Origin of the sequence: Agrococcus citreus, from assembly GCF_039527715.1 — a bacterium.
Classification (GTDB): Bacteria; Actinomycetota; Actinomycetes; order Actinomycetales; family Microbacteriaceae; genus Agrococcus; species Agrococcus citreus.
In genome coordinates, this window is the sequence record NZ_BAAAKK010000001.1 from 505601 (window position 1) to 518798 (window position 13198).

Below are 13198 nucleotides of genomic sequence, written 5' to 3' on the forward strand. Positions count from 1 at the left end.
ACGGCTCTAGGCTGTCGCCATGACTGACGCCAACGTCGGCGCACCCGCGCGCCCGCAGACCGACATCGACCGCATCGCCGAGGACTACGTCCACCGAGCGGCCCTCCTCAACCCCGAGATCAACGTCTACGTCGGCCTCGAGGGCGACAAGGCAGGATTCGGGGACTACTCGCCCGAGGGTCGTGCCGTCGGCGCCGCGCTCGCCGCCGAGACCCTCGCGAGCCTCTCGGCGGCCGAGCCCGTCGACGACATCGACTGGGTGACGAAGACCGACCTGTCGCGCGAGCTGCAGCTGGAGCTCGACGTCGAGGCCTCCGGCTGGGGCGACCGCGACCTCAACAACCTCGCGAGCCCCGCCACGGGCATCCGCGACATCTTCGACCTCATGGCGACGGGGGCCGAGGACGACTGGGCGACGATCGCCGAGCGGATGCGCAACGTGCCGGCCGCGATCGACGGCTACATCGCCTCGCTCCGCAACGGCATCGCCACGGGCAACACGCCCGCGGCCCGCCAGATCGACAACGTGCTCGAGCAGTTCGCCGACTACCAGCCCGGCGCCGGCTTCTTCCACGAGTTCGCCGGCTCCGCGAAGGCGGGCGACGCCGAGCTGCCCGAGTCGCTGCGCGCCGACCTCGCGAAGGCCGCGAGCGTCGCGACCGAGGCGCACGCGCGGCTCGCCGACTTCCTGCGCGGCGAGCTCGCCGCATCCGCCAACCCGGTCGACGCCGTGGGCCGGGAGTTCTACTCGCTCATGTCGCGCCGCTTCCTCGGCGCCGACGTCGACCTCGACGAGACCTACGCGTGGGGCATCGAGGAGCTCGAGCGCATGCGCGACGAGCAGGAGGCGATCGCGCGCGAGATCAAGCCCGGCGCGACGGTGCAGGAGGCGATCGCGTTCCTCGACGGCGACGCGAGCCGCAAGCTGCACGGCACCGACGCGCTCAAGGCCTGGATGCAGGAGACGAGCGACCGCGCGATCGACGAGCTCGGCCGCTCGCACTTCGACATCGCCGAGCCCATCCGCGCGCTCGAGTGCATGATCGCGCCCACCCAGACCGGCGGCATCTACTACACCGGCCCGGCCGACGACTTCTCGCGGCCCGGCCGCATGTGGTGGTCGGTGCCCGAGGGCGTCACCGAGTTCGACACGTGGCGCGAGCTGACGACCGTCTACCACGAGGGCGTCCCGGGCCACCACCTGCAGATCGCGCAGGCGACGTTCAACCGCGGCCAGCTCAACCTGTGGCGCCGCGCATTCGCCGGCACCTCGGGCCACGCCGAGGGCTGGGCGCTCTACGCCGAGCGGCTCATGGAGTCGCTCGGCTACCTCGACGACCCGGCCGACCGGCTCGGGATGCTCGACGGCCAGCGGATGCGCGCCGCGCGCGTCGTGCTCGACATCGGCGTGCACCTCGGCAAGCCGCGCCTCGACGGCACGGGGGAGTGGGACTTCGACTACGCGTTCGAGTTCATGAAGTCCAACGTCAACATGAACGAGCCGTTCGTGCGCTTCGAGGTCAACCGCTACTTCGGCTGGCCGGGACAGGCGCCGTCGTACAAGATCGGCCAGCGCATCTTCGAGCAGATCCGGGATGCGGCGAAGGACGCCGAGGGCGACGCGTTCGACCTCAAGCGCTTCCACTCGCGGGTGCTGAACATCGGCGGCGTCGGCCTCGACACGCTCCGCGAGGCCGTCCTCCGAGGCGCGTGACCGCGCTCGAGGCAGCCGCGGCGCAGCGCGAGCCGGTCGAGCACTTCGACCAGCTCGCGCTGCTCGAGCTCGCCGCGCTCGGCGCGCACGCGGGCGAGCCGATCGCCGTGTGCGACCGCGCCCGAGCGGAGTCGACGCGGCTCGTCGCCGAGGAGCCGCAGCCCGGGCCGCCGAGCACGGGCCTGCGCGGCCTGCTGCGCGGCCGAGCCGCGGAGCGCGAGCTCGAGGCGCGAGTGGATGCGTGGCACGAGTCGCTCGACGCGCTCGAGGCCGAGACCGAGGCGGCGCTCGCCCGCTGGCGCGCCGCCGCCGACCCCGCGCTCATCGCCGTCGCGACGGCGGACCGCGACGCCGCGATCCGCTCGCTCGTCGAGCGCGGACTCTTCGACGAGGCGCTCGGCGAGGGGATGTGCGCGGAGCCGCTCGGCACGATGCTCGTGCGGTCGGCGCTGGCACACGACTGAGGCCCACGACTCAGGCGCACGACTGAGGCCGGCGATGGAGGCCCGCGCGGCCGCCATGCGCGGTTGTCCGGGCCGACGGACCCGGTGTAGGCTTGCCGGGTCACTCGTGTGGTGACGAATCCAATCCGAACGCTGGATGGGCATCCGCATGCCCTCCGGCCCGATACCCCCAACAAGGCACCTTGAACTCTATGACCACTGCAACGACCACGGCTCCCAAGCAGGTCGCTGTGAACGACATCGGCTCGGCCGATGACTTCATGGCCGCCGTTGAGAAGACCCTGAAGTTCTTCAACGACGGCGACCTCATCGAGGGCACCGTCGTCAAGATCGACCGCGATGAGGTCCTTCTCGACGTCGGCTACAAGACCGAGGGCGTCATCCCCTCGCGCGAGCTCTCGATCAAGCACGACGTCGACCCGACGGAGGTCGTCGAGGTCGGCGACACCGTCGAGGCGCTCGTCCTCCAGAAGGAGGACAAGGAGGGTCGTCTGATCCTCTCCAAGAAGCGCGCCCAGTACGAGCGCGCATGGGGCGACGTCGAGCGCATCAAGGACGAGGACGGTGTCGTCACCGGCACGGTCATCGAGGTCGTCAAGGGCGGTCTCATCGTCGACATCGGCCTGCGCGGCTTCCTGCCCGCGTCGCTCATCGAGCTGCGCCGCGTCCGCGACCTCACGCCGTACCTCGGCCAGGAGATCGAGGCGAAGATCCTCGAGCTCGACAAGAACCGCAACAACGTCGTGCTCTCGCGTCGTGCGCTGCTCGAGGAGACCCAGTCGGCATCGCGCGGCCAGTTCCTGCAGTCGCTCCAGAAGGGCCAGGTCCGCAAGGGCGTCGTCTCGTCGATCGTCAACTTCGGCGCGTTCGTCGACCTCGGCGGCGTCGACGGCCTCGTGCACGTCTCCGAGCTCTCGTGGAAGCACATCGAGCACGCGTCGGAGGTCGTCGAGGTCGGCCAGGAGGTCACCGTCGAGATCCTCACCGTCGAGCTCGACCGCGAGCGCGTCTCGCTGTCGCTCAAGGCGACGCAGGAGGACCCGTGGCAGATCTTCGCCCGCACCCACGCCATCGGCCAGGTCGCACCGGGCAAGGTCACGAAGCTCGTCACGTTCGGCGCGTTCGTGCGCGTCGCGGACGGCATCGAGGGCCTCGTGCACATCTCGGAGCTGTCGTCGAAGCACGTCGAGACGGCTGACCAGGTCGTCGCGGTCAACGACGAGGTCTTCGTGAAGATCATCGACATCGACCTCGAGCGCCGCCGCATCTCGCTCTCGCTCAAGCAGGCGAACGAGGGCGTCGACCCCGAGGGCACCGACTTCGACCCGGCGCTCTACGGCATGCTCGCCGAGTACGACGAGCAGGGCAACTACAAGTTCCCGGAGGGCTTCGACCCCGAGACGAACGAGTGGAAGGAAGGCTTCGAGTCGCAGCGCGAGGCCTGGGAGGCCGAGTACGCCGCAGCGCAGACGCGCTGGGAGGCGCACAAGGCGCAGGTCGCCGCTGCTCGCGACGCCGAGCTGCACACGAGCGAGGCACCTGCGGGAGCGTCGTCGTTCGGCGGCTCGACCGAGGAGTCCGGCGTCGGCACGCTCGCCGACGACGAGGCGCTCGCCGCACTCCGCGAGAAGCTCACCGGCTCCGCCGAGTAGCACCCCCACGAAGCGGGCCGCACCTGACCGGTGCGGCCCGCTTCCGCGTTCCCGGCGAATGCGCGTGGCAGGATCGCTGCATGCCCCTCGTCGAGCCGCTCCCGCACGCCCTCGAGTACGCCGATCGGTGGCTCGCCTACCGGCGCTGGCGCCTGCGGATCCCGGGCGTGCAAGTCGCCGTGCGGGTCGGCGGCACCCTCGTGCTCGACAGCGCCCACGGCACGGCCGATCAGGCGACGGGGGAGGCGCTCTCCACCCGGCACCGCTTCCGCATCGCCTCCCACTCGAAGTCGCTCGCCGCGCTCGCCACGATGCGGCTCGTCGAGGCCGGGCGCGTGCGGCTCGACGACGAGGCGCAGCAGCACGTGCCGGCGCTGGCCGGCACCGACGCGGGCGCGCTGCTCGTCCGCGAGCTCGTCTCGCACGGGGGCGGCGCGGTGCGCGACGGCGACGACGTCGCGCACTGGCACCTCGCGGCCGACTTCCCCGACGCCGAGCGCCTGCTCGCGCTCGCTCGGGCGGGCGTCGCGCGCATCCCGGCGTCGACGGAGTTCAAGTACTCGAACGTCGGCTTCGGCCTGCTCTCGCTGGTCGTCGAGGCCGTGACGGGCTCGAGCTACGCCGACGCGCTCGAGTCGCTCGTGCTCGCGCCGCTCGGGCTCTCGGCGACGAGCGCCGACCTGCCCTCCGATCCGCCCGCCGACCTCGGCCCGCTCGTCACCGGCCCACTCGTCACTGGGCACGGCGCCCTCCACTCCGAGGCCGAGCGCGCGACGCTCGGCAGCCCCGCGACCGGCGCCCTCGCCGCCGCGACCGGTGCCGTGTCGACGGCGGCGGAGCTCACCGACCTGCTCCGCACCGTCACCGACGCGGACGACCGGCTGCTGGAGGCGGCGAGCCGCCGGCGGATGCGGCAGCAGCTGTGGTCGACGACGGGGCGCGACGGGAGCTCGGCCGGGTACGGGCTCGGGCTCATGCTGCGCGAGATCCAGGGCCGCACGTGGGTGGGCCACGGGGGAGCGTGGACGGGACAGGCCACGCGCACGCTCGTCGACGCCGAGCGCGACGTCGTGGTGAGCGTGCTCACGAACGCGATCGACGGTGCCGCCGAGGAGCTCGCGGTCGGCGTCGCGCGCATCGTGTCGACGGCGCTCGACCCGGTCGAGGCGCCCGACGACGAGGCACTCGCGCTCGCGCGCTCCTTCGAGGGCACGTTCTCGAGCATCTGGGGCCGCGTCGACGTCGTCGAGCTCGGCGGCCGGCTGCTCGCGATCGCGCCGACCGCCGCCGATCCGCTCCAGGCGGTCGACGTGCTCACGCCCGAGGATGCGGACCGGGTGCGGATCGCGGCCGCCACGGGCATGGGCTCCGGCCACGAGCTCGCGATCGCCGAGCGCGACGCCGACGGCCGGGTGGCGCGCTGGCGCGGGGCGTGGCACATGGATGCGGTCGCAGCCGTGCCCGGCGAGCAGCGCGCGGGCTAGGAGTCGGCGAGCCGCTGCGTCGCCGACCGCAGGTCGGCGTTGCGCCTGCGCTTCGCGGTGCGCCAGAGCGACCAGCCGAGCAGCCCGAGCATCGCGAGCGCGAGCAGCACGAGCAGCGGCGCGACGATCGCGAGCAGTGAGATGCCGATCGCGCCCACGTCCTCGATCGTCGAGACGACGGGCGCCGCGGCCCCCGCGGTCGCGACGTTCGCCGCGGGCCGTGTGACGGCCTTGCCCACGTGCACCGCGAGCGCGATCACGGCGCCGACGACGATCGGCACCCACTGGTTCGACGCGAAGAACGCGGCTGGGTCGGTGACGGCGACCGTGGATGCGGTCGACGACGACCCGAAGGCGAGCCCGCCGGCCGTCGGGCGCACGATCGACTGGATGACGTCGTTGACGCTGTCGACGGCGGGGATCTTGTCGGCGACGACCTCGACGACGAGCAGCACCGCGAGGATGCCGAGCACCCAGCCGTTCGACAGCCACGCCCACCCGTCCGGCAGCTGCAGCGCATCCGGGAAGAAGCGGTTCGCGACGCCGACGACGAGCAGCGGCACGTAGGCGTTCATGCCGGCGGCCGCAGCCAGTCCGGTGCCGGTCAGGACCTCGAGCACGATGCCTCCCCTCCGCGGCGGATCGCCGCCTGCCGCGATCGTAGCCGTGGGAGCCGCCGCGTGCGCCGACAGCCCGCCGCGCGCGGTAGCGTCATCCCATGAGCGCCCCGGGCACGGCGAGCCGCACCGACGCGGTGCGACCCGACCGTACCCGCGAGCGCGCCACCGCCGTCAACCAGCTGCTGCTCGCCGCGGCGTGCCTCGTCGCGTGCGGACTCGTGGTCGTGGTGGGCGAGCTCGCATCCGGCGACGTGCTGTTCGTCGGCATGCTCGTGCTGTTCGCGCTCACCGTCATCGCGCTCATCGTGCCCTGGAACCGCGTGCATCCGCGCTGGGTGGGCATCGTGCCGATCGGCGACCTGCTCGCGATCTTCCTGCTGCAGCTGGGGGATCCCGACTCCGAGCTCTGGCTGCTGTGGATGGTGCCCGCGACCTGGCTCGCGACCGTCGGCGGCTGGCGCGGCCTCGTGGTCGGCGCGGGCGGCTCGTCGGTGCTCTTCTGGGTCGCGCACGTCATGCTCGACCAGGCCATCAACCCCGTGGAGACCTACCTCGGCCCGCTCGCGCTCTCGGCCGCATCGATCGTGGCGTACGTCGCGGCGCGGCGCGCCGCCGCCCAGCGCGCGCTGCTCGACGAGCAGGCGTCGTACCTCGACCACGCCGTCGAGCGGGCGCGCCGGCAGGAGGACGCGGTGAGCGAGGTGCTCGACGCGGTCGACTTCGGCGTCGTCCGGATCGGTGCCGACGGGTCGATCTCGGTCGAGAACGACGCGCACCTGCGGCTCAACGCGTTCGACGAGTCCGCGGAGCTCTACGACGCCGACGGCGTGACCCGCGTCGAGCCGGGCCAGTCGCCGGCCGCGCGCGCCCGCAGGGGCGAGGTGTTCGAGAACGTGCTGTGCTGGCAGGGCCGGCCGGGCGAGGGCAGGCGCGCGCTGCAGTCGACGGCGCGACGGCTCGTCGACGTCGACGGCGCCGACGTCGGCGCGATCCTCATCACGCGCGACGTGACCGCCGAGCAGCTCGCGGGCCAGATGCGCGACGAGCTCGTCGCATCCGTCTCCCACGAGCTGCGCACACCGCTCACGAGCGTGCTCGGCCACCTCGACCTCGCGCTCGACGGCGGCGACGTCGGGCCGCACGCTCGCCGCAGCCTCGAGATCGCCGAGCGCAACGCATCCCGCCTGCTCGTCATCATCGGCGACGTGCTCGCCGCCACCGGCGACGGACCCGGGCGCTTCGACGTCACGCTCGTGCGCGAGGACCTCGCGCGGGTCGTGCAGGCGTCGCTCGAGGCGATGGAGCCGCGTGCCGCCGCCCGCAACATCCGCATCGACACCGCGGGCATCGAGTCGGTCGAGGCCGACATCGATCCGCTGCGCATCCGGCAGGTCGTCGACAATCTGGTCGGCAACGCCGTCAGCTACCACACCGGCGACGGCCTCATCGAGGTCGGCGTCACGTGCGACGACAAGCACGCGTGGCTCGTCGTTCGCGACGACGGGCCGGGGATCCCCGAGGAAGCGCTGCCGCGGCTCTTCGAGCGCAGGTTCCGCGCCGCCCCGGTCGGCAACATGTCGCCCGGCAACGGCCTCGGGCTCGCGATCAGTCGCGACCTCGTGCGCGCGCACGGCGGCGAGATCACCGTGCAGAGCGAGCCGGGCGGCGGTGCGACGTTCGTCGTGCGCCTGCCGCTCGTCAGACGAGGAGCCATGGCATGACGCTCGACATCGGCACCATCCAGTTCCTCACCGCGGTGGTCGTGCACGTCGCGGGCGGCGTGTTCGTGCTCGAGACCATGCTCCGCAAGGACGACCGCGCCGGGCGCGTCTGGGCGCTCGGCTTCATCTGCGCCATGATCGCGACCGAGGCCTACATCGTTCGGCTCGTGAGCGGCGACGCGTGGTGGCTCGTCGGGGTCGGCAACGCGGCCTGGACCGCGGCGCTCGGCCTCCTCTGGCTCGGCTGCCGCGTCTTCAACGGCCACCGGCTGCGCCGGACCGCCGCGACGGTGGTCGCCGGGGCCGCGCTGACGCTCGGCCTCGTGCTCTTCGACGGCCAGGAGGCGGAGGGCCGCTCGGCATGGCTCGTGTACGGCCTCAACGCCGTGTTCTCGGGCCTCACGGCGTTCGAGGCGACGCAGGGCTCGATGCGGCGCAGCCGCACCGCGCTGGGGCTGAGCGCGACCCTCGGCCTCGTCGCGGTCCTGCAGCTCGCGCGCTGCGTGATCGTCCTCGCCTTCGACGCCGAGCATCCGCTCCTCCAGACCCGCCTCGGCACGCCGTTCGTGAGCATCCTGACGATCTGCGTCGTGATCGTGACCGTCGTCGTCACCTCGGTGCTGCGCGCGGAGCAGGTGCGGCTGCGCGGCACCGAGGACTCGACGCTCATGGCGATCGCGCCCGACGGCGTGCTGCTGACGCCCTCGTTCGTGCGGGTGCTCGGCGGCCGGCTCATGCGCGCGAACCGTCGGGCCGAGCTGTTCGCGGTGCTCGTGGTGAAGATCGACGCGCTCGGCCGCATCTCGACCGCGTTCGGCGCCGACGAGGCCGAGCACGTGCGCCAGGCCGCGCGCGCCGCGGTGCGCAGGCTCTCGCCGACGACGGCCGCGATGGGCACCGACGACGAGGGCCAGCTGCTGCTCGCGTTCCAGCCCGCGTCACCCGCCGAGGCGCGCCAGCTCGCCTCCCGCATGCACCGAGCGATGCTCGACCAGCTGCGCACGGCGGGCGTGCCCGTGATCCCGCCGATCGGCATGGGCCTGAGCGTCACGAGCACGAGCGGCTACGACCGCGAGACGCTGCTCGACGCGGCGCGCGCGGCTGCGCGGCGCGCGATCCAGAGCGACGACGTCAGCGTGGTCGTCGCCGGCGAGGACGACGACGCCGACGGGGCCGATCGCGGCGGTCAGGCCGTCCTGCGGTAGCCCACGCCGCGCACGGTCTCGATCCAGCGCGGCTCGGACGGTGACTCGCCGAGCTTCCTGCGCAGGTTCGCGACGTGCACCTCGATCGCGCGCGCGTCGTGCTCGCTCAAGTAGTGGTCGGGCTCGCCGCGCTCGCCGCGCAGCATGCCGGCGAGCTGCAGCTTGCTCACCACGCGCCTGCCGGAGCCGAGGAGCATCCGCAGGATGTCGAACTCGCTGCGCGTGAGCTCGACCTCGCTGCCCTCGAGCTCGACGACCCGGGCGCCCGGCTCGAGCCGCAGTCCGCGGTGCTCGAGCGGCACGGCGTCGATGTCGTCGTCGATCCACGGCGTCGACGGCGGCTGCGCCGCCTGCATCGGCGCGGTGACGAGCGTCGACTGGGGCGTCGGCACCGAGGGCGCCGACGGCGCGGCGGGGGACGCCGCGACCTGCCCGACCGACGGGTGGGAGGAGGCGAGCGATCGCGGCCTGCGCATCATCGCCTCGATCCGGGCGCGCAGCTCGCGCGGCCGGAAGGGCTTGACGATGTAGTCGTCCGCGCCCGTCTGCAGGCCCACGAGCGTGTCGATCTCATCGCCTCGAGCGGTGATCATCACGAGGTAGGCCGTGCTGATGCTGCGGATCTGGCGCGCGGTCTCGAAGCCGTCGATGCCCGGCATGTTGACGTCGACCGTGACCACGATCGGATCGTGCTCGCGCACGAGATCGACGCCGGTGGCGCCGTCCGCGGCGGTGTGCACCCGGAACCCGCCCTGCGTCAGGACCTGCGCGAGCAGCTCCCGGATGTCTTCGCCGTCCTCGATGACGACCGCGACGTCCTCGTCCATTGCATCCCCACGTTCCGCACCTCGTGACGCGGTGCTTCGAGGTGATCGTACCGTCGACGCGGGCCCCTGAAGACCGTCCGGCCCGCGCGGCGGCATCATGCGGGCCGCTCCGCGGTCGAACGGGGTCCGCGCCAGAGCATCGCGGCGGCCACGAGCGCCCCGAACAGCGCGAGCAGCGGCAGCCCCACCTGCGGCTCGAGCACTGCCGCCGCGACGCCGCCCACGACCGGCACGCGCACCGTCGGCTGCCACGCCCGGGCGCCGACGATGTGCTCGGCGGCGACGGCCGGCTCGGCCTCGTCGCTGCGCGCGATGATCGACCACTCGCCGTCAGGGAGCCGTGAGATCTCGATCACCCGCTCGGTGACGAGCTGGGTCGCGCCCGCGATCGGCAGGCTGATGATGTCGCCCGGGCGCAGCTCCGCCGCCGGGACGGGTGTCGAGACGACGAGGTCGCCGGTGACGAAGGCCGGCCGCATCGCGTCGGTCGCGATCACCGAGGTGTGCGCGAGACCGGCGAGCGCCGCTCCCCACAGGACGGCCGTGATGGCGGCCGCGAGCGCGCTCAGCGCCAGCAGGGCGATGGCCAGGCGACGGATCGCAGCCACGGCTCCTCCCTCCGGCGCGGATTGCGGCGAGGCTACGACCGTCGCCTCAAGGGCGCTGCCGCCCGGCCGCAGTGCGCCCTTGCCGTTGCCTCAGCACCTGCCGTGCGAGACTCGATCCATGCCCCTCGTCGCGCTCACCGGCGGCATCGCCTCCGGCAAGTCCACGATCGCCGACCGGCTCGCCTCGCGCGGTGCCGTCGTCGTCGACGCCGATGCCGTCGTGCGCGAGCTGCAGCAGCCCGGCATGCCCGTGCTGCTCGCCATCGCCGACGCCTTCGGCGAGGGCATGCTGCTCGCCGACGGCTCGCTCGACCGCGCGGCCCTCGGCGCGGTCGTGTTCGCCGACGACGAGGCGAGGCAGCGGCTCAACGCGATCGTGCACCCCGCGGTCGCCGCGGAGTCGGCGCGCCGCTTCCGCGAGGCGCTCGAGCGCGACCCGCGGACCGTCGTCGTCTACGACGTGCCGCTGCTCGTCGAGGCGCGCGCCGACGACCCGTGGGACCTCGTCGTCGTCGCGCACGCGCCGGCCGAGACGCGGATCGCCCGGCTCGTCGCGCTGCGCGGCATGACCGAGGCGGATGCGCGAGCGCGCGTCGCGTCGCAGGCGAGCGACGAGCGCCGGCTCGCGATCGCCGACGAGGTGATCGACACCGACGGCGACGTCGAGCACACCCTCGCGCAGACGGACGCGCTGTGGGAGCGGCTGTCCAGCGGGGATGTGGGCGCCCGCTCGTAGGCTGGAGGCATGCAACCCACCCGTGCAGTGCGGCCCTTCGAGGTCATCAGCGACTACACGCCCTCGGGTGACCAGCCCAAGGCGATCCGCGAGCTCACCGAGGCCCTCGCGCGCGGCGAGACCGATGTCGTGCTGCTGGGCGCGACCGGCACCGGCAAGAGCGCGACGACCGCGTGGCTCGTCGAGCAGGTGCAGCGCCCGACGCTCGTGCTCGCCCACAACAAGACGCTCGCCGCGCAGCTCGCGAACGAGTTCCGCGAGCTGCTGCCGAACAACGCCGTCGAGTACTTCGTCTCGTACTACGACTACTACCAGCCCGAGGCGTACATCCCGCAGACCGACACCTTCATCGAGAAGGACTCGTCGCTCAACGCCGAGGTCGAGCGCCTGCGGCACTCCGCGACGAACGCGCTGCTGTCGCGCCGCGACGTCGTGGTCGTCTCGACCGTCTCGTGCATCTACGGCCTCGGCACCCCCGAGGAGTACCTCGAGGCGATGGTCGCGCTGCAGATCGGCATGCGCATCGACCGCCAGGCGCTGCTGCGCCGCTTCGTGTCGATGCAGTACCAGCGCAACGACGTCGCGTTCACCCGCGGCACGTTCCGGGTGCGCGGCGACACGATCGAGATCATCCCGATGTATGAGGAGCACGCGATCCGCATCGAGCTCTTCGGCGACGAGATCGAGGCGCTCTCGAAGCTGCACCCGCTCACCGGCGAGGTGCTCGAGACGCTCGAGTCGGTCTCGATCTTCCCCGGCAGCCACTACGTGGCCGGCAACGAGCGCATGCAGCGCGCGATGGACCGCATCCGCGACGAGCTCGACGAGCGACTCACGGTGCTCGAGCGGGAGGGCAGGCTGCTCGAGGCCCAGCGGCTCCGGATGCGCACCACGTTCGACCTCGAGATGATGGAGCAGATCGGGTTCTGCTCGGGCATCGAGAACTACTCCCGGCACATCGACGGCCGCGAGGCCGGCGAGCCGCCGCACTGCCTGCTCGACTACTTCGCCGACGACTTCCTCGTGGTGATCGACGAGTCGCACGTCACGGTGCCGCAGATCGGTGCGATGTACGAGGGCGACGCGAGCCGCAAGCGCTCGCTCGTCGAGCACGGGTTCCGCCTGCCGAGCGCGCTCGACAACCGCCCGCTCAAGTTCGACGAGTTCCTCGAGCGCACGCCGCAGAAGGTCTACCTGTCGGCGACGCCCGGCAAGTACGAGATGGGGCTCGCCGGCACGGTCGTCGAGCAGATCATCCGACCGACGGGACTCGTCGACCCGCAGCTCGTCGTCAAGCCCACGAAGGGCCAGATCGACGACCTGCTCGAGGAGATCCGGGTGCGCGCCGAGCGCGACGAGCGCGTGCTCGTGACGACGCTCACGAAGAAGATGGCCGAGGAGCTCACCGAGTACTTCACCGAGGCGGGCGTGCGCGTGCGCTACCTGCACTCCGACGTCGACACGTTGCGCCGCGTCGAGCTGCTCACGCAGCTGCGCCAGGGCCTGTTCGACGTGCTCGTCGGCATCAACCTGCTGCGCGAGGGCCTCGACCTGCCCGAGGTGTCGCTCGTGGCGATCCTCGACGCCGACAAGGAGGGCTTCCTGCGCTCGTCGACGTCGCTCATCCAGACGATCGGGCGCGCCGCACGCAACGTCTCGGGCGAGGTGCACATGTACGCCGACCGCATCACCGACTCGATGCGGCTCGCGATCGACGAGACCGATCGCCGCCGCGCCGTGCAGGTCGCGTACAACCTCGAGCACGGCATCGATCCGACGCCGCTGCGGCGCCGCATCGCCGACATCACCGAGGTGCTCTCGCGCGAGCAGGCCGACACCGACGAGCTGCTGCAGGGCTCCCGCCGCGGCGCTCCGACGCCGAGGCTCGCGCGCGACCGCTCCTCGATGGACGGCCCGACGCAGCTCGAGTCGATCATCGCCGACCTCACGGCGCAGATGACCGAGGCGGCGGGCGAGCTGAAGTTCGAGCTTGCGGCGCGCATCCGCGACGAGCTCCACGACCTGAAGCGCGACCTGCGGCAGATGCGTCAGGCGAGTTAGGAAGGGCCATTTCTGGCCCTTCCTCGCCTGACGCCGAGGCCGTCCTCGGCCGAGGAGGCGAGCTAGAGCGGCGGCCCTTTCGGGCCCCCGCCTCGCCGCGCGCCGA

11 protein-coding genes are annotated in these 13198 nt (G+C 72.4%); 8 read left to right on the top strand and 3 right to left on the bottom strand.

Features of this window, described 5'->3' with window-relative positions; all coding sequences use genetic code 11:
• The first annotated feature begins 19 nt into the window (after nucleotides 1–19).
• The 4 genes from ABD106_RS02480 to ABD106_RS02495 all read left to right on the top strand — a co-directional run bounded on the left by ABD106_RS02480 (nucleotide 20) and on the right by ABD106_RS02495 (nucleotide 5314).
• The gene (locus ABD106_RS02480) at nucleotides 20–1714 is read left to right on the top strand and encodes a DUF885 domain-containing protein (RefSeq protein WP_343916945.1); all 1695 of its coding nucleotides are present in this window, start codon (nucleotides 20–22) and stop codon (nucleotides 1712–1714) included.
• Nucleotides 1711–2178: a hypothetical protein gene (locus ABD106_RS02485; RefSeq protein ID WP_343916947.1), complete on the top strand. Its 468-nt coding sequence runs from the start codon at nucleotides 1711–1713 to the stop codon at nucleotides 2176–2178. Before ABD106_RS02480 ends, ABD106_RS02485 begins: the two co-directional genes overlap by 4 nt.
• 191 nt (nucleotides 2179–2369) lie before the next feature.
• A complete protein-coding gene (rpsA, locus tag ABD106_RS02490; RefSeq protein ID WP_343916949.1) occupies nucleotides 2370–3830 on the top strand; it encodes a 30S ribosomal protein S1 in 1461 nt (486 codons plus the stop codon).
• 80 nt (nucleotides 3831–3910) lie between these two features.
• Nucleotides 3911–5314 carry a serine hydrolase domain-containing protein gene (locus tag ABD106_RS02495; RefSeq protein ID WP_343916951.1) on the top strand — a complete coding sequence of 468 codons (1404 nt, stop codon included), beginning with the start codon at nucleotides 3911–3913 and terminating at the stop codon, nucleotides 5312–5314.
• On the opposite strand, the gene ABD106_RS02500 is transcribed toward ABD106_RS02495, so the two are convergent.
• The gene (locus ABD106_RS02500; RefSeq protein WP_343916953.1) at nucleotides 5311–5934 is read right to left on the bottom strand and encodes a DUF4126 domain-containing protein; all 624 of its coding nucleotides are present in this window, start codon (nucleotides 5932–5934) and stop codon (nucleotides 5311–5313) included. The genes ABD106_RS02495 and ABD106_RS02500 overlap by 4 nt on opposite strands.
• Nucleotides 5935–6032: 98 nt before the next feature.
• Here ABD106_RS02500 and ABD106_RS02505 point away from each other — a divergent pair, with 98 nt between their 5' ends.
• Nucleotides 6033–7655, top strand: a complete 1623-nt coding sequence (locus ABD106_RS02505) for a sensor histidine kinase (RefSeq protein WP_343916955.1) — start codon at nucleotides 6033–6035, stop codon at nucleotides 7653–7655.
• On the top strand, nucleotides 7652–8860 hold the full coding sequence (locus ABD106_RS02510) for a diguanylate cyclase domain-containing protein (RefSeq protein ID WP_343916957.1): 1209 nt from the start codon (nucleotides 7652–7654) through the stop codon (nucleotides 8858–8860). Before ABD106_RS02505 ends, ABD106_RS02510 begins: the two co-directional genes overlap by 4 nt.
• Here ABD106_RS02510 and ABD106_RS02515 read toward each other — a convergent pair.
• Entirely contained in the window at nucleotides 8842–9687 is an 846-nt protein-coding gene (locus ABD106_RS02515; RefSeq protein WP_343916959.1) for a response regulator transcription factor, read from the bottom strand. The two genes, ABD106_RS02510 and ABD106_RS02515, sit on opposite strands and share 19 nt — an antisense overlap.
• A 95-nt stretch (nucleotides 9688–9782) precedes the next feature.
• Nucleotides 9783–10295 carry a S24/S26 family peptidase gene (locus ABD106_RS02520; protein WP_343916961.1) on the bottom strand — a complete coding sequence of 171 codons (513 nt, stop codon included), beginning with the start codon at nucleotides 10293–10295 and terminating at the stop codon, nucleotides 9783–9785.
• A gap of 118 nt (nucleotides 10296–10413) precedes the next feature.
• Here ABD106_RS02520 and coaE point away from each other — a divergent pair, with 118 nt between their 5' ends.
• Together coaE and uvrB are read left to right on the top strand one after the other, a co-directional pair.
• Nucleotides 10414–11031: a dephospho-CoA kinase gene (gene coaE, locus ABD106_RS02525; RefSeq protein ID WP_343916963.1), complete on the top strand. Its 618-nt coding sequence runs from the start codon at nucleotides 10414–10416 to the stop codon at nucleotides 11029–11031.
• 9 nt (nucleotides 11032–11040) lie between these two features.
• Nucleotides 11041–13092: an excinuclease ABC subunit UvrB gene (uvrB, locus tag ABD106_RS02530; RefSeq protein WP_343916965.1), complete on the top strand. Its 2052-nt coding sequence runs from the start codon at nucleotides 11041–11043 to the stop codon at nucleotides 13090–13092.
• The last annotated feature ends 106 nt before the right edge of the window (nucleotides 13093–13198 follow it).

Bases quoted from the DNA above. Each gene is read 5' to 3' on its own strand.
- ABD106_RS02515 (WP_343916959.1), bottom strand. From the start codon at position 9,687: ATGGACGAGGACGTCGCGGTCGTCATCGAGGACGGCGAAGACATCCGG.
- coaE (WP_343916963.1), top strand. From the start codon at position 10,414: ATGCCCCTCGTCGCGCTCACCGGCGGCATCGCCTCCGGCAAGTCCACG.
- ABD106_RS02505 (WP_343916955.1), top strand. From the start codon at position 6,033: ATGAGCGCCCCGGGCACGGCGAGCCGCACCGACGCGGTGCGACCCGAC.
- ABD106_RS02495 (WP_343916951.1), top strand. From the start codon at position 3,911: ATGCCCCTCGTCGAGCCGCTCCCGCACGCCCTCGAGTACGCCGATCGG.
- rpsA (WP_343916949.1), top strand. From the start codon at position 2,370: ATGACCACTGCAACGACCACGGCTCCCAAGCAGGTCGCTGTGAACGAC.
- uvrB (WP_343916965.1), top strand. From the start codon at position 11,041: ATGCAACCCACCCGTGCAGTGCGGCCCTTCGAGGTCATCAGCGACTAC.
- ABD106_RS02510 (WP_343916957.1), top strand. From the start codon at position 7,652: ATGACGCTCGACATCGGCACCATCCAGTTCCTCACCGCGGTGGTCGTG.
- ABD106_RS02480 (WP_343916945.1), top strand. From the start codon at position 20: ATGACTGACGCCAACGTCGGCGCACCCGCGCGCCCGCAGACCGACATC.